This is a genomic window from Mycobacteriales bacterium (assembly GCA_035550055.1).
Classification (GTDB): Bacteria; Actinomycetota; Actinomycetes; order JAFAQI01; family JAFAQI01; genus DASZTV01.
Genome location: DASZRO010000029.1, coordinates 30096 through 45901 on the forward strand (window position 1 = coordinate 30096; position 15806 = coordinate 45901).

General features: G+C 72.2%; 15 protein-coding genes. 7 read left to right on the forward strand and 8 right to left on the reverse strand.

Annotation, left to right across the window (positions count from 1 at the left end; genetic code table 11):
* Nucleotides 1–15: 15 nt before the first annotated feature.
* Nucleotides 16–651: a hypothetical protein gene (locus VG899_04750; protein ID HWA65661.1), complete on the reverse strand. Its 636-nt coding sequence runs from the start codon at nt 649–651 to the stop codon at nt 16–18.
* A gap of 49 nt (nt 652–700) precedes the next feature.
* On the opposite strand from VG899_04750, the gene VG899_04755 reads away from it, so the two are divergent.
* Complete coding sequence (locus VG899_04755; GenBank protein ID HWA65662.1) at nt 701–1651, forward strand: glycosyltransferase; 951 nt, start codon at nt 701–703, stop codon at nt 1649–1651.
* A complete protein-coding gene (locus VG899_04760; GenBank protein ID HWA65663.1) occupies nt 1648–2604 on the forward strand; it encodes a glycosyltransferase in 957 nt (318 codons plus the stop codon). The genes VG899_04755 and VG899_04760 overlap by 4 nt, the downstream gene beginning before the upstream one ends.
* Here the strand turns inward: VG899_04760 and VG899_04765 are convergent.
* The gene (locus VG899_04765; protein HWA65664.1) at nt 2577–3665 is read right to left on the reverse strand and encodes a glycosyltransferase; all 1089 of its coding nucleotides are present in this window, start codon (nt 3663–3665) and stop codon (nt 2577–2579) included. The two genes, VG899_04760 and VG899_04765, sit on opposite strands and share 28 nt — an antisense overlap.
* On the opposite strand from VG899_04765, the gene VG899_04770 reads away from it, so the two are divergent.
* The 5 genes from VG899_04770 to VG899_04790 are packed head-to-tail and all read left to right on the forward strand — an operon-like array spanning nt 3652 to nt 9774.
* Nucleotides 3652–4806 carry a methyltransferase domain-containing protein gene (locus tag VG899_04770; GenBank protein HWA65665.1) on the forward strand — a complete coding sequence of 385 codons (1155 nt, stop codon included), beginning with the start codon at nt 3652–3654 and terminating at the stop codon, nt 4804–4806. The genes VG899_04765 and VG899_04770 overlap by 14 nt on opposite strands.
* Before the next feature lie 48 nt (nt 4807–4854).
* Entirely contained in the window at nt 4855–5793 is a 939-nt protein-coding gene (locus VG899_04775; GenBank protein ID HWA65666.1) for an ABC transporter permease, read from the forward strand.
* Nucleotides 5790–6980: an ABC transporter ATP-binding protein gene (locus tag VG899_04780; GenBank protein HWA65667.1), complete on the forward strand. Its 1191-nt coding sequence runs from the start codon at nt 5790–5792 to the stop codon at nt 6978–6980. The genes VG899_04775 and VG899_04780 overlap by 4 nt, the downstream gene beginning before the upstream one ends.
* Complete coding sequence (locus VG899_04785; GenBank protein HWA65668.1) at nt 6977–8269, forward strand: sulfotransferase; 1293 nt, start codon at nt 6977–6979, stop codon at nt 8267–8269. The genes VG899_04780 and VG899_04785 overlap by 4 nt, the downstream gene beginning before the upstream one ends.
* On the forward strand, nt 8266–9774 hold the full coding sequence (locus VG899_04790; GenBank protein ID HWA65669.1) for a glycosyltransferase: 1509 nt from the start codon (nt 8266–8268) through the stop codon (nt 9772–9774). Before VG899_04785 ends, VG899_04790 begins: the two co-directional genes overlap by 4 nt.
* A 66-nt stretch (nt 9775–9840) precedes the next feature.
* Here VG899_04790 and VG899_04795 read toward each other — a convergent pair whose 3' ends face one another.
* From VG899_04795 to VG899_04820, 6 genes are read right to left on the reverse strand one after another with little or no spacing between them, the layout of a single operon-like run.
* Entirely contained in the window at nt 9841–10932 is a 1092-nt protein-coding gene (locus tag VG899_04795) for a glycosyltransferase family 4 protein (GenBank protein ID HWA65670.1), read from the reverse strand.
* A gap of 11 nt (nt 10933–10943) precedes the next feature.
* The gene (locus VG899_04800; GenBank protein HWA65671.1) at nt 10944–11930 is read right to left on the reverse strand and encodes a GDP-mannose 4,6-dehydratase; all 987 of its coding nucleotides are present in this window, start codon (nt 11928–11930) and stop codon (nt 10944–10946) included.
* Entirely contained in the window at nt 11918–12607 is a 690-nt protein-coding gene (locus VG899_04805; GenBank protein ID HWA65672.1) for a sugar phosphate nucleotidyltransferase, read from the reverse strand. The genes VG899_04800 and VG899_04805 overlap by 13 nt, the downstream gene beginning before the upstream one ends.
* 42 nt (nt 12608–12649) lie before the next feature.
* A complete protein-coding gene (locus VG899_04810) occupies nt 12650–13687 on the reverse strand; it encodes a glycosyltransferase family A protein (protein HWA65673.1) in 1038 nt (345 codons plus the stop codon).
* Nucleotides 13684–14886 carry a glycosyltransferase family 4 protein gene (locus VG899_04815; GenBank protein HWA65674.1) on the reverse strand — a complete coding sequence of 401 codons (1203 nt, stop codon included), beginning with the start codon at nt 14884–14886 and terminating at the stop codon, nt 13684–13686. The genes VG899_04810 and VG899_04815 overlap by 4 nt, the downstream gene beginning before the upstream one ends.
* Nucleotides 14883–15782 (reverse strand): glycosyltransferase family 2 protein, encoded by a 900-nt coding sequence (locus tag VG899_04820; protein ID HWA65675.1) that lies wholly within the window; start codon nt 15780–15782, stop codon nt 14883–14885. The genes VG899_04815 and VG899_04820 overlap by 4 nt, the downstream gene beginning before the upstream one ends.
* Nucleotides 15783–15806: the final 24 nt, after the last annotated feature.

A 15806-nucleotide genomic window follows, 5' to 3' on the forward strand; every position in this document is an offset into this window, starting at 1 on the left:
CGCGGCTTTCGCCGGCTACCAGCGACGGCGCAGCAGGTCCGCGACGATCAGGAACGCTGCGCACACCACGACGAAGGCGACCCCTGCCGAGACCAGCTCCTTCTTCGTCGACACGGCCACCTTGATACCGAGCCCGGGGTTGCTGACCTCGGTGAGCGTCACCCGATCGGGTGACGGGATGCCGAGCTTCGACTGCTGCTGGCGGACGTAGGTGATCAGCTCGTTGGTTGCGGCCTGGGCGATCGTCTCCGCCTGCTGCGGGTTCTGGCCCTGGGCGAACAGGTCGATCGTGAACGTCGACGGCGACATCAGCGAGCTCAGTGCTCCCTCGATCTCGCCGACCGGGAGGCCGACCTGCTGCGCGACCGGGGCCGAGATGACCTGCGTCTGGAGCAGGCCGGCGTAGTAGAAGCGCAGCCGCTGGAGCTTGGCGAGAGTCGCGTCGCCGGTGTCCTGGAGCACCTGCAGCGGCTGGTCGATCAGCATGATCGAGTAGCTGATGTAGTGGGTCGGCTTCGACCGCTGGTAGAGCGCCGCGCCGGCTCCGGCCAGCAGCGAGAGCACCAGCGCGAGGATGACGGTCAGGGCGCTGACCTCGATCGGGAGGCGCCTGCGGGGACGCGGAGCGGTCCTCACCTCGTCGGCCAGCACGCGCGCCACGCTACCGGGAGCGGCCGTTGGACGTGCCGAGGTCCGCTCCGTGGGCGTCCGTCTCGGGTGCGTGTGGCAGTCTGCGGCGGTGCAGGAGAGCGGGGTCGCCGCGGTGACCGTCGTGGTGCCGACCCGCGACCGCCCGCAGCAGCTGGCGGCGTGTCTCGCGTCGGTTCGCGGCGCGCTGCGCCCCGGCGACGAGCTCGTCGTGGTCGACAGCGCCTCCACGGACGGCGACGCCGTGGCCGCGGTCGCGACGGGCGCTGCGGCGCGCGTCGTTCGATGCCCGCTTCCCGGCGTCAACCGGGCGCGCAACGCCGGCTGGCGGGCCGGCCGCCACTCGGTCGTCCTGTTCACCGACGACGACGTGGTCGTCGACGCCGGCTGGCGCGACGCCCTCGCCGCCGCCGTGACGGCGGGCGAGGACATCGGCTTCGTCACCGGACGGGTGTTGCCGCCGGACGGCGAGCAGCCCTCACGCGATGTCGCGATCAAACGCGACGACCTCCCGGCAACCTACGACGCGACGAGCGTCGGCAACCTCGGCCACGGCGCGAGCCTGGCGATCCGGCGGCCGGTCCTCGACCGCATCGGCGGATGGGACGAGTCGATGGGCACCGGCGGGCGGTTCGGTGCCGCGCCGGAGCACGACCTGTTCGACCGTTGCTTTGCGGCCGGCTACGCCGGCCGCTACGAGCCGAAGGCACTCGCCTGGCACGCGCAGTGGCGCGGGCCTCGCCGGCTGCTGCTGCTCGACCTCCGCTACGGGTACGGCGCCGGCGCCCGGCTGGCCAAGCTGTGGCGGCTGGACCGGCGACGCGCCCGGTTGGTGACCGCTGACTACTTCGGTGGAAGCGGGCGCGAGCTGATGCGCGAGCTGCGGGCCGGCCAGGGCTACCCGGCTCTCGGGACGTTCCTCCGGCTGGTCGCGATGCCGGTCGGGCTGCTGCGGGCGCTGTTCGTCCCCATCGACGACGGCCACTACCGGGCGCGCGAGTGAGCACCAGCGGCGTCGACCTGACACGCCGGCCGCGACCGGCCTTGTCGGTGGTCGTGGCGACCTGCGGGCGACCCGAGCTGCTCGACGCGGCACTGGTCAGCCTGCGCGCGGCGCTGGCGGACTCCGACGAGCTCGTCGTCGTCGAGTCGGGCTCGGCCGAACCGGAGCCGGTGTGGCAGGTCGCCCGCCGGCACGGCGCCACCCTGCTCGTCGCCGACGAGCGAGGAGTGTCGCGGGCCCGCAACCTCGGGTGGCGAAAGGCGGCCCACGACCTCGTCGCCTTCGTCGACGACGACGTGCGGGTGCGCCCCGGATGGGCCGATGCGATGGCACGCGCGCTCGCCTCCCACCCGGGTGCGGCGTTCGTCGCCGGCCGGATCGACCTGCCCGAGGGCCAGGGGACGCTGTCGCTGACGGTCAAGGACGACCCGTCACCCCAGGAGTACGACGCGAGCTCCGGCGGGGCGCTCGGTCACAGCGCGAACCTCGGGATGCATCGCGCCGTGCTCGCGCAGGTCGGCGGGTTCGACGAGGCGATGGGGCCGGGCACCCGCTGGCCGGCGGGCGAGGACCCCGACCTGCTCGACCGGGTGCTGGCGACCGGCGCGCACGGCTGGTACGAGCCCGCCGCCGCGGCCTACCACGAGCACTGGCGGCGGGCCCGCCAGTACATCGCGCTCCAGCACAGCTACGGCCGCGGCGCCGGTGCCCGGCTGGCGAAGCTGGCGCGCACCGACCGCCGCCGGTTCCGGGTGGTCGCCGCCGACGACCTGTGGCGCTGGGGGCTCGCCTCGATCGGCCGCGAGCTCGGCAAGCGCGACTGGCTGCGAGCGGCGGGTTCCGTGCTGAGGCTCGGCGGCATGGTCCGGGGAATGGTGACCGCGCTCGTCGTACCCGTCGAGGGCGGCCACTTCCGCCCCGCGGCTCACCGTCGGCGCGGCAGCTCTTCGTAGAGGGCGTCGACCCGGGCGGTGCAGCGGCGCACGTCCCACTGCGCCACGTGGTCGATCGCCGCCGCCCCGAGCCGGCTGGCGAGGTCACGGTCACGCAGCAGCCGGATGAGCGCGGCCGCGAGGGCCGACGGGTCCGCTTCGGGGACCAGCAGCCCGGTACGCCCGTCCTCGACGTACTCCGGGATGCCGCCGTGACGGGTCGACACCACCGGCCGCCCGGTCGCGCCGGCCTCCAGGTTGACCAGCAGCAGGCTCTCCGCGTCCCCGGTCCGGCCGGTCCGGCTCGGCGTGACGACGACGCTCGCCCGCCGCAGCTCGTCGCGGACCTGGTCGTGACGGCGCGCCACCTGCGGCCGCAGATGCGTCACCGACGGCGGCGGATCGGCGAGCAGCGGCGCGAGATCACCGTCACCCAGCACCCGCAGCCGGGCGTCGGGCACGTCCGCGAGCACCTCGGGCCAGGCCGCGAGCAGGACGTCCAGTCCCTTCTTCTCGACCAGGCGCCCGACGTAGGTGACTGTCGGCGGTCCGTCGGGCAGCGGCGCGGGCGAGAAGAACTCGGTGTCGACGCCGCTGGGAATGACCCGGATCTGCTCGTCGGTGAACCCGACGGCCTTGGCGGCGGCGGCGAGGAACCGGGACGGGACGATCGCGGCGTCCACCCGGCCGACGACCCGGTCGTAGTAGCCGGGTTTCTCGGTGACCAGGCCGGTGACGTCCTGGCCGTGCAGCGAGAGCACGTACGGGCGGCTGCCGACGCTGTCGAGCACGTCCGGGGCGGCGTAGCCGAAGTGGACGTGGAGCAGTTCGCTACGGGTGAGCGCGAGCAGCGGTCCGAGCTGCGCCCGCAGCGCGGCGTACTTGTAGCGGTCGGGGACGCGGTCGCGCAGATGGCACAGCGTGTAGCGCGGGCGCAGGTCGTAGGCCTCTAGGTGCCACCACCCCTGCCGGCTGATGACGACCGACCGATGGCGCGAGTTCCGGACGTGCGCCGCGACGAACCCGGCGGACAGGTCGAGCCAGCGGTCGATGTAGTGCGCCACCTTCATGACGGTCGTCACCCTCGCACAACGGCAGAATGACGTGATGGACGCGTCTGCCGGGAGGCTGGCTCGACTGGGCCTTCCGGTGGTCCTGATCGTGGCGGCCGCGCTGCCGATGGACCCCTGGTGGTTGCGGATCGTCTTCCTGGTCGCCCTCGTCGGCGTGTGGTCGCTGACGTACTCGCGTTACCGCCGCCGCGGCCTCGCCGCGACCGCACACGAGTGGGAGCTGCTGCGTACGGCGACGCCGGAGATCTTCTCCCGCCACTACAACGAGTCGGTTCCCACGGTCGAGGAGGAGCTCGACCTGTGGAGTGACTACCACGGGCATCGCCACGAGATGCGGTACACGCTGGTCGGTACGGCGGCGCGCCGGCACCTCCCGCCCGGAGGCGTGGTGCTCGACGTGGGGTGCGGGTCGGCGCTGGCGGCCGACCAGCTGCTCGACGTCGCCGCGCGCTACGTGGGGCTCGACTTCGGCGGCCACCACATCGAGGCGGCAGCCAAGCGTCACGCCGACCGCGACGCGCCGCTACGCAGGTCTTTCGTCCGCGGCGACGGCGAGCACCTGCCGCTCGCCGACGCGAGCGTGGACGTCGTCGTCTTCACCGAGGTCATCGAGCACCTGCTGCGTCCCGAGCTCGCCGTCTGGGAGATCGCGCGGGTGCTCAAGCCGGGAGGCGTGCTCGTGATGACGACGAACAACGCCTCGGAGATGCCGTTGCGCTTCCCGCTGTCGGATCCGTTCGCCTACGCCGAGAAGGCGTTCGGCTTCCGCCGCGACCGGCTGATCTCGCACCGGCCGTGGGTGTGGCCGGAGCCGGTCAGCCCGGCCCTGCTCGAGGAGGGCGTGGCTGCGGCGTGGGTGCCGCACACCTGGCACAAGCAGGCCGAGACCCGCCGGATGTTCGCGGCGGCGGGGCTGGACACCATCGCGGCCGGCAGCTTCGAGTTCCCGCCGCCGCAGAGCCGCACCGCGCGCTGGCTCGACCGCCAGGGGGAGCGCGGTCAGCGCCTCGCCGACGCCATCGAGGCGGTCTGTGGGGCGCTGCCGCTGGTCAACCGGCTCGGCTGCCACCTGCTGATGGTCGCCCGCCGGACCGGCAGTGCCAGCACGCCGCCGCCGCCGGGCATCTGGCCCGGCCCGTTCTCCGACTGAGCCGGGCGTCGGCCCGGACGTTCGCGACCGGGTGCGGGCGCGGCACTCGTGAAACGATGTTGGCCGGGAGTCACAAGGCGCAGCTCGACGGAGGAGGGTCACATCGCGACGCTGGCGACCGCGGCCGGCTCGGCCGCGGGTGAGCCCGAGCCGGGCTTCGAGCTGCGTGGGCCTGCCACCCCACCCGGCGTCATGCTTCGGGAGCTCTGGGCCGCGCGCCAGCTGCTGGTCATCCTGGCTCGCAAGGACTTCTACGTGCGGTACCGCCGTACCGTGCTCGGCGTCATCTGGGCGGTCGGCGTGCCGCTCGTGCAAGCTGTCGTGCTCTCCGTCGTGTTCACCCACGTCGTCGGAATCGGTCGCAGCTACGCCTCGTCGCAGCAGGCATACGCCGTGTTCCTCTACTCGGCGCTCGTCCCCTGGAACTACCTCGCCAACGCCGGGCCGTCCGCGGCGACGGCGATCGTCGACAACGTCGCGCTGGCCGGCAAGATCTACTTCCCGCGCGCCCTCCCGGTCCTCGTCACGGCGGCCTCCGCGATGTATCCGTTCGCGATCGGCATCATGCTGCTGCTGCTGATGTCACTCGTCGTGGGCAGCGGGATCGGGGTGTCGTTCCTGCTCGTCTTCCCCGGGGCCGCGCTGGCGGTGCTGCTCGTCGTCTGCGTCGGGTTGTGCCTGTCGGCGCTGCACGTGTACTTCCGCGACATCCGCTACATCGTCATGGCGGTGCTGTCGGTCGGCTTCTATCTGACGCCGATCATCTATCCGCTGTCGCGGCTGTCGGCACATCACCACGTGCTGCGCACCCTGATCGCGATGGGGCCCGCCGCCGGACCGATCGAGATCTTCCGGGCCGCAACCGTCGGCGCCGACTCCGCGCTGACGTTGGCCGTCGTCGCGTGCGGTTGCTGGTGCGTGGTGTTCGGCGGGATCGGGTTCTGGCTGCAGTGCCGCCGCGACCGAGTGTTCGTCGATCTGCTGTGACCGGCCAGCCCGTCATCTCGCTGCGCGAGGTGAGCAAGCGCTACGTCAAGTACGACGACCAGCCCATGCTCGCGAACGCGCTGCGGTTGCGCGCGCGCAGCCGCCGCAGCAGCCTGCTCGCACTCGAGAACGTCGATCTCGACGTCCACGCCGGTGAGAGCCTCGGCGTGCTGGGGCGCAACGGCGCCGGCAAGTCGACGCTGCTCCAGCTGCTGTGCGGGGTCACCGCGCCGTCGAGCGGCGTCGTCAAGGTCCGCGGCAAGGTCGCGCCGCTGATCTCGGTCGGTGTGGGCTTCCACCCCGAGCTGACCGGCCGGGAGAACATCTACGTCAACGGGACGATCCTCGGGATGAGCAACGCCGAGATCGACCGTCGTCTCGACGGCATCGTCGACTTCGCCGAGGTGGAGAGCTTCATCGACACCCCGGTGAAGTTCTACTCGTCCGGGATGTTCGTGCGGCTCGGCTTCTCCGTCGCGGTTGCCGCAGACCCCGACGTCCTGCTCGTCGACGAAGTCCTCGCGGTCGGTGACTTCGCCTTCCAGCTGAAGTGCTTCGCGCGGATGCAGGAGATCCGCGCCAACGGGACCACGATCGTGGTGGTCAGCCACAACCTCAACGTCGTACGCGGGTTCTGCGACCGAGCCCTGGTGATGAGCCACGGCCACAAGATCTTCGACGGGCCGACCTTCGAGGCGATCTCGGAGTTCTACAACGTGGTGGGCAGCGAGGCGATGGCCGATCCGTCGACCGGTGAGCTCGCCACACACGGCGCGGACATCGAGTCGCTGAGCCTGCACAACGCCGCGACCGGCGAGCCGGTGCTGCACTTCGACAGCGGTGACGACGTCGTGCTGCGGTTGCGGGTGCGGGCGACCACCGCGATCGCTCACCCGGTGATGGGCATGACGATCACGACCGAGGCCGGGACCGTCGTGTACTCCGACACGAACCTGATGACCCCGTTCCCGCCGCTGGCGGCGAACGAGGTCGCGACGTACGAGACCCGCCTTGCGCTGACGCTGCCGAGCGGTGGGTACTACGCGACGGCTTCCCTGCACAGCGCCGACGGCGGCAACAGCGTCGTGCTCGGCCGCGCCGTGCCGGTGACCTTCTACGTGTCGGGGCGCGGTCTCGCGTCGGGGGTCGCGGATCTCGGCGGTACCTTCCACCGCGCGGACTCGTGAGCGAACCGGGCGCCCCCCACCTGCCGGTCTTCGTTCTGGCGGAGAGCGCGGAGTCGGGCGAGCAGCTGCGGGCGGCACTGGGCCGGATGTCCGGCTGGTCGGCGCCGACCGGGGTCGACCTGCCGAGCCGGCTCGCCCGGCTGTTCTGGGGGCACGAATCCGGCCAGGGCGAAGCCGGCGTGTCCGCGCTGGTCGACCACGAGCACCTGATGCACGCGCTGCGCCGGCTGGCGGACTCGCTGGTGGCCGCTGCGTTGCGGCCGGGTTCGTCGGTGTTCGTGGACGTGGTCGCCGACGCGGAGCTGCTCGGCCCGTACGTCCGGCTGGTGTGGCCGGATGCGGTCGTGGTCGCGGTGGCGCACGGCGTACCCAGCGACCGGGTTGCCGCCGCGTCGCCGGACCTGGTGGTCACCGACCGCGACGTGACCAAGGACCCGCGCGCGGTCGCGGCGCGGGTGGCCGCGGTCGCTGCCGAGCGCATCGAGGCGCCGCCGCGATGGGCCCGGTTGTGGCCGCGCCGCGTCGGGAGCCGCCGCGCCCGCGTCTCGGACAGCGCGCTGCGCGACCGGCTCGTCGTCGTCCTCGGAGCGGCACGCAGCGGGACGACATGGCTGCACCGGCTGCTGTGCGCGAGCCCGTTGATCGCCGGCACGGAGACCGGCGAGACCTGGTTGTTCCCCGACATCGCGCCGGTGTGGGCGGACCAGATCCGGGCCCTTGCCGGCGACAACGTCACGCTGTCGGCGATGCGGGCGTTCTGCGACGACCTGCTCGTCGCGATGCGTGACCGGGTCGCACCCGGCGCGACCCACGTCTGCGAGAAGACCCCGACGACAGCGTGGCAGCTGCCCGTGTTGGCAAGGCTCTATCCGGACGCGCGCTACGTGCACATCGTGCGTGACGGCCGCGACGCGGCGCTGTCGTTGTCGCTGACGCGCGGAGACGGCGCTGACCTGGCCGGCGCCGCGCAGGAGTGGGTCGAAGCCGTGTCGGCGATCCGATTGGCCGCGGGCGGGTTGCGGCGCTTCACCCAGGTCCGCTACGAGGACCTGTTGGCCGACCCGTCGGCGGTCACGACCGGCTTGTGGTCCTGGCTCGGCGTACCGAGCTCGGAAGCGGCGCTGGCGGAGCTGCGCTCGCGCGCCACGCAGCGCGTCACGCCGTTGCCGGCGAGCGGCGAGATCGGCAGCGGGAAGTGGCGGTCGTTGCCGGCGGCCGAGCGCGCGGCACTGGACAGTCTCGCCGGCCCGCTGCTGCGCGAGCTCGGTTACGACGAGGCCGACTCATGACCGCGCCCGAGGAGCTGACCGTCGTCATCCCCACCCGGGACCGCTGGGACATCCTCGCCCGGACGTTGCGCGCGCTCGCCGCCCAGAGCGTGCAGGGGTTCTCGGCCGTCGTCGTCGTCGACGGCGACGACCAGGTCGTCCCGCCGTTGCCCGACTGGGTGCGGGTGATCCAGGTCGCGCACGGCGGCCCGGGTGTCGCCCGCAACGCCGGCGTGGCGGCCTCCGCGACGCCGCTGGTTCTGTTCCTCGGCGACGACATGATCCCGACGCGGCGGCTGGTCGAGAGTCATCTCGACCGGCATCGCACCGAGGGCGGGCCGACGGTCGCGGTCCTCGGCAGCGTGGACTGGCACCCGCAGGTCCCGCGTACCTCGCTGCTGGAGTGGATCGACCGGGCCGGGATGCAGTTCGAGCTCGCCGGGATCGCCGACGACGCGGGGTGGGGCCGGTTCTACTCCTGCAACGTGTCGTTGCCGCGCGCGCTGTTCGACGCGGCGGACGGCTTCGACCCGGCGTTCTCCTACTACTACGAAGACCTCGATCTCGCCTACCGGCTGCGTGACGCCGGCATGTCGCTGCGCTACGAGCCGAAGGCGCGGGCCGAGCACCTGCACTCCTACGACGAGGCGTCGTACGCCGCGAGGCTGCGCGGCATCGCCAAGGGCGAGTTCCAGCTGACGGTGAAGCACCCGGACTTCGCGCCGTACTACGCGAACAAGTTCCGTGCCGTCGAGGGCCGGCCGCGGCGCTCGGTCGCCCGTTGGCTCGCCCGGTTCGCGCCGGTCTACCTCGACGCGTTCGAGGCCGAGCAGGAGCTCGCCGAGCTGAAGGCCTATCTCGGCGACGACTACGACGAGGCGAAGCTGCGGGGACACCAGCAGGCGGTCGACGCCGAGGAGGAGGCTGCCGCCGACGAGCTGACCTTCTACCGCACCTCGACGGCGTACCTGTACGACCTCACCGTCTTTGCGATGTCGGGAACGAAGCGTCCCTATCGCGAGGCCATCATGCGGCGCATCGGGCGCGGGTCACGGCTGCTCGACTACGGCTGCGGCATCGGCAGCGACGGGCTGCGGTTCCTGGCGGCGGGCTATCGCGTCGAGTTCGCCGACTTCGCCAACCCGAGCACGGCGTACCTGCGCTGGCGGCTGGCGCAGCGCGGGATCGACGCCGCGGTGCACGACGTCGACGGCGAGGTGCGTGGCGGCTTCGAGCTGGCCTACTGCTTCGACGTGATCGAGCACGTCGAGGACCCGTTCGGCTTTCTCGCCTCGCTCGAGGCCACCGCCGACCTGGTCGCGATCAACTTCCTCGAACCGTCGCCGAACGACGTCCACGTGCACAAGCCGCTGCCGATCGAGCGACTGCTCGACTACGTCACCCGCAAGGGGCTGGTGCACTACTCGAAGCACTACGGCCGCAGCCACTTCGTGATCTACCACTCGCACGGCACCGATCCGGCCCGCCGGGCGCTCGGACGGCTGCGCCGCCTCGTTCCGAAGTAGCACACAAAGCCCCCCGCGATACGGACAGGAAGTGCGGAACCCCCGCAGATCCACCGACTCTGTGTGCTACTTCGAACGGGCGGAGGGGGTCGTGAGGGCCGTGTCGTAGGCGGCCACGTGCCGGGGGCCGACCTGGTCCCAGCTCCACTGCTCGGCGTGCCGGACACATCGCACCGGCGTCTCGGGATCGGCGGCGAGGCCGATCGTGGCGAGGATCGCGTCGGCCAGGGCGGCCGGGTCGCCCACCGGTGTCAGCGCCCCGACCCCGGCACCTGTGCCGACGATCTCGGGCATCCCGCCGGACCGCGCCGCGACGACCGGCGTACCGCAGGCGAGTGACTCGACCAGCACCAGCCCGAACGCCTCGTCCTGTGACGGCAGGACCGTCACGGTCGCGTCGCGGTAGCGCTGCGGCACGTCGTCGAGACTGCCGGTCCCGATGTCGTCGACGGCGGCAGCCACCTCGGCGGGCAGCCCGCCGGGTACGGCGCCGCCCCCGCCGATGACCAGTCGGGTCTGCGGTTGGGCGGCCAGCACCTGTGGCATCGCGGCGAGCAGGTCGGTCAGGCGCTTGTGAGGCGCGCCCGCCTGTGCCGCGAACAGCAGACGGGCGGGGCCGAGGCGCGGTGCGATGTTGGGAGTGAAGACGTCCGCGCGTACGCCGGGCGGCAGGACGAGCGGCGTACGCCCCACCACTGCGGCCAGGCCGTCGGCGGCCGACTGGGAAAGGGCCGTCGTCACGTGCGCCGCCCGGCTCGCCGCGACCAGCAGCCGGCGCGCGGAGCCGACGTTGTGAGGGGTGGGGTGACCGATCGCCGTGAACACCGTCCGCTGGCGCGCCATGCGGGAGGCGACCGCGGCGGACGGCACGAACGCGTGGACCACGTCGTAGCGGTGTCGGGCGAGCCACGGCAGCACGGTGACCCCGAACGTCTGCGTCTTGTCCAGGCCCCAGCCGGTGAGCCGGTCACCGTGGCGGTGGTGCAGCCGCACCATCCGCACCCCGCCGTCGGTCGTGACTCCGTGCGCCGGTCCGCCGGTCACGTAGTCGACGGCGTGTCCCTGCGCGGCCAGCCACCACGCCAGGTCGTGGGCGTAGCGCTCACCGCCGCGACGGACGTCGGCCCACGTGAACGGGTGGACGACCGCGATCCGCAAGGCGGACCCGGCTAGCTGGCGAACGGCGAGGTGCCGGAGGCCAGCGCGTCCCGGTACCAGTTGATCGTGCGCTCGAGCCCGTCTTCGAGTGAGACCGTCGAGGTCCAGCCCACCCGCTCGCGGGTCTTCGTCACGTCCGCGTGCATGCGGTAGATCTCGATCGGGCGTTCGGGCAGGGCGCCGAACTCCGCCTCGATCGGGTTGCCCATCAGCTCCAGGATCGTCGTGGCGATCTCGCGCATCGACACCTCGCGGCCGCAGCCGAGGTTGAACAGGTCGCCGTCGATGCCCGGAGCCGTCGCGAGTGCCACGAACCCGTCGGCGAGGTCCTCGACGTAGTTGAACTCGCGGGTCTGTCTGCCCTGGGTCATCTTCAGCGGCTGGCCTTGCACCGCCCGGGAGATGATCTCGGGGATCACTCGGTCCGGCGACTGCATCGGTCCGTAGGCGTTGAACGGCCGAACTCGGACCAGCGGCAGGTCCCGGGCGTCGGCGAACAGGCGGCAGTACTCCTCCGCGGCGTGCTTGGACACCGAGTACGGCGAGATCGGGTGGACGGTCGCGTCCTCGCGGAACGGCACGTCGATGTCGCCGTAGATCTCCGACGTACCGGTGTTGAGGAAGCGGGTGAAGCCGACCCGCTCGACCGCCATCAGCAGGTTGACCGTGCCCTGGATGTTGGTCTGGATGCACTCGTCGACGCGGTTCCACGACTTGCCGACGTGGGTGTAGGCGCCGAGATGGAAGACGTACTCCGGGCGGACCTCGTCGGCGAGCAGCTCCATCGCGCCGCGGTCGTCGAGTGAGGCCTCGTGCATCGACAGCGACTCGCGGATGTCCAGCAGCCGCGCGGGGTAGACCGAGGACACGGTGCTCGTCAGCGCGTGCACGATCGCGCCGTCGGCGACGAGGCGGCGGGTCAGGTGCGAACCGATGAAGCCGGACGCACCGGTCACCAGCACCCGCTTGCCCGCGAGTGCGCTGTCTACGCCAGCCACGGTGGTTCCTCTCTTCGGGCGAGAGCGTCGAGGTCGCTCACGTCCTTTTGGGTGTCCATCGACTTCCAGAAGCCATCGTGACGGTAGACGAACAGCGCACCACGGGCCCCGAGCGACGGCAGGATGTCGCGCTCGAGGCTGCCTCCCGCGCAGTCCCGTACGGCGTCTCGGTCGAACACGAAGAACCCGGCGTTGATGAGGTGGTCGGTCAGCACCGGCTTCTCGCGGAAGTCGGTGACCTGACCCGCCTCGTCGACGACCAGCGTCCCGTACTGGGAGGGGAGCGGGACCACGGTGACCGTCGCGCCGCCGCCGTGTGCCGTGTGGCGCGCGGCGAGCCCGGCGATGTCGACGTTTCCGACGCCGTCGCCGTACGTCGCGAAGAACTCGTCACCGACGCGGTCGAGGCAGGCCACGACCCGGTCGCCGGTGTCGGCCTCGTCGCCGGTGTCGACGACGTCGACCGTCCACTCGGTCGGCCACCCGCGGTAGGACTCGATCACGTCGTGGCGGTAGCCGGCGGCGAGGACGAAGTCGGTGAAGCCGTGACGGGCGTAGATGTCCATCACGTGGTGCAGCACGGGACGGTCGCCGACCTGGAGCATCGGCTTGGGCACGTCGGCGGTAGCCGGCCACGCGCGGACCCCTCGCCCGCCGCACAGGATGAGCACGCGCACCCGCTGAGAATAGGGAAGAGCGGATGGCACATCCGTATCGCCCTATAGGAGGAGGCGGCGGGCTCTCACGCTTCCACTGACGAGCGCCGCGCAGCCGACCACGTCCGCCACCAGCAGCTGCATCGCCCGCACCGGACGAGGGGCGCCGGGGTAGCCGACAGCCTCGCGCCACAGCGTCCGTCCCCACGGCAGCATGAGCAGCAGGGCGACCAGCCCGACCCACAGCTGAGCGGCAGCGAGCCCGACCGCGACGAGGAAGCCGGCCACCCCGAGGTCGGTGATCGCCCGCCGCTTGCCGAGGAACACACCGAGGTAGGCCCGCGAGCGCAGCTGCGGCACCAGGCGCAGCAGCTGCGGGAACCCGGCAAGCCGTCGCCGCTCGGACACGAAGCTCGCGTACGTGCCCGGCATCACGCGGTGATGCATCTGCGCGTCCGGCGCGAAGCGGAAGCCACCCGTCGCCGCGACCGTGGCGCCGAGGACGACGTCCTCACCGAACGCCCGTCCGGACAGCAGCCGCTTCGCCCCGAAACCGCCCGCCCGCACGAACGCGTCACGCCGGAGGGCGAGGTTGGCCGTCTCGTACAAGCCGGACGGGTTCGGCACGTCGAGGCTGCGCCCCCACGGCCCGGCCCAGCCGCCGGGCTCCGGGCTGGTCCGGCCTTGCACGATGTCGATCGAGTCGTCGAAGGCGCCGACCAGCCCGGTGAGCCATCCAGGGGTCGGCAGGCAGTCGTCGTCGGTGAACGCGATGAGCGGCGCCCGGGACTGCGCGATCGCGGTGTTCCGCGGGACGGCGGGTCCGTCGTGGAACGCCAGCCGCAGCGCCCGCAACCGCAACGCGTCCTGCGCGCAGCGTTCGGTCAGCACCTGCCACGTGCCGTCCTCGGAGCCGTTGTCGGACACCACCACCTCGAAGTCGGGGTGGTCCTGCGCCGCGAGCGCATCGAGCAGGCCGGCGAGCAGGCTCGCCCTGCTGTGACTGGAGACGACGACGGACACCGCGGGCGCCGCGCCGGCGAAGCTGGGGCTCTCCGCGGTGGCGATCGGTACGGCGCTCGCCATCCGGGGTTCGGTCACGACGTCCCCGCAGCGGCGAGGTGGATGTCCTCCAAGGTGTTCGCGAAGCGGTCGACGCGGTAGTTCGCGGCGGTGGCGAGGCCGCCGTTGATGAGCCGCCGCCGCAGCGCCTCGTCGGAGCCGAGCGCTCGCACCGCCGCCGCGACGGCGTCCGGTGCGTCGATCGGGACCTCCAGGCAGTTCAACCCGTCGGTCAAGAACTCCGCCGAGCCGCCGCGCCGGGTCGCGACGACGGGCGTGCCCTGCGTCATCGCCTCGAGCGGCACGAGGCCGAACGGCTCCTCCCACCGCGACAGGAACAGGAGCGCGTCGGCCGCGGCGTACACGCCCGCGAGCTCGTTGCGGGCGACGAAGTCGACGCAGGTCAGCCGGTCGTTGACGCCGAGGTGGCGGGCCAGCACCAACAGCTCCTCGCGGTGGCGGCCGTCGCCCGCGCCGACGATGTGCAGGGTCGCGTCAGGCAGGTCGCTGAGGGCGTGTACGGCGATGTCGAAGCCCTTTCGTGGCTCGACGCGCCCGACCATCAGCAGCTTGCCGGTCCACGGTCGCGGCGTCGGTCGGCGGGCAGGGAAGTCCGCCGGGTCGGTGCCGAGCGGCACGATCTGCGACTTCGAGAAGGTGATCGTCGCCTCGGCCTTGGCCCGCCGTCGCAGGTAGTCGCTGGCGAACGCGACGATCGCGGTCGGCGGCAGCTTCGGCGCCGCCGTCGGGAGCCCGGTCAGCTGGGTGACCAGCGAGCCGAGCCAGCGAGGGCGCCTGCCCCACGCGGCGGTCCACGCGTCGACGTTCGGCGCGTAGACCAGCCAGTCGTCCTCCATGACCGCGACGATCGGGTACGAACGCTCGACGCACGTCCAGACGAGGCCGACCGACATGCCGCCCATCGCCCACAGCGACACGACGTCGGGCTCGACCTCCGCCAGCACCTCTTGCAGGTGGCGCTGGTTCTCGCGCTCGATCCGCAGTCGCTCGCGCGGCGGCGGCCGGCGCAGCTGATGGTCGTGCCAGTACCACTCCAGGAGGCGGCGGACGTGCGCCTCGGCCTCGTCCTGCGCCGGATCGTGGAACGTCGTGGTCGTGGTCAGCACGGTGACGTCGTGGCCGTTCGCCCGCCACGACTCGACGGTGTCGCGGCAGGACAGCTCGTACCCACCGACCGCGTGCGGCGGGTACAAGTTGATCAGGACGAGGACTTTCACGGCTGACGCTCCGCGAACCGATCGGGGTGAGCCCAGGCTTGCGCCTGCAGATCGAACATCTCGGCGCGGGTCACGTCGCCGCGGCGTCTCGCCGATCGCGCGACGCGACGGCACGCCAGCGCGTTCGTCGCCTGCCACAACCGGGTCGCGGCCGCGGTGTGGTGGCGCCGGTAGACCACGACGCTGTTGGGGATCCACGCCGCGGGGGAGCGGGTGCCGTAGCGCTGCGCCCCGGAAGCGTTGCCGATGTGGCGTACGACGGCGTCGGGCGCGAGCCAAACCTCCCAGCCCGCTTCGCGGGCTCGCCAGCACCACTCGAGGTCCTCGCCGTACATGAACAGCGACTCGTCGAGCCCGCCGAGCTCGTCGACCGCCGCGCGGCGCAGCAGCACTGCGGCTCCCACCGCCCAGTCCACCTGGCGCTCCACCTCGTGTCCGCGCAGCGCGTCGTAGCCCGGGCGGTTGCTGGCGAGGGTCACCCGGATGGACGGGAACGGCCACGCGCTCGCCTCCCGCGTCCCGTCGGGGCGGCGCAGCGTCGGGGTGACCGCCGCCGCCCGCGGATGGCGTTGCGCGCAGGACACCATCCGGTCGAGTGCGCCGGGCTCGGGCCACGCGTCAGAGTTGAGCAGCAGCACCCACGGCGCGCTCGACCGACGCAAGATCGTGTTGACCCCGCCGGCGAACCCGAGGTTGTCTCCGCCGGCGTCGAGCTCCACCTGCGGGTACGCCGCGGCGACCGCTTGCGCCGTACCGTCGCCGGACCCGTTGTCGCGCACCAGCACCCGGATCCCAGTCGGCGTGGCGGCGAAGAGCTCGGCGAGCGCAGCCAGCGTCGTGTCGCGGGTGTTCCAGGTCACCATTGCGACGTCGACCGCAGGCCCGGTGACCGGCATGGGGCCTATCTAAGCGCCGCTGGA

Bases quoted from the DNA above. Each gene is read 5' to 3' on its own strand.
- VG899_04770 (HWA65665.1), top strand. From the start codon at position 3,652: ATGACGGTCGTCACCCTCGCACAACGGCAGAATGACGTGATGGACGCG.
- VG899_04790 (HWA65669.1), top strand. From the start codon at position 8,266: ATGACCGCGCCCGAGGAGCTGACCGTCGTCATCCCCACCCGGGACCGC.
- VG899_04820 (HWA65675.1), bottom strand. From the start codon at position 15,782: ATGCCGGTCACCGGGCCTGCGGTCGACGTCGCAATGGTGACCTGGAAC.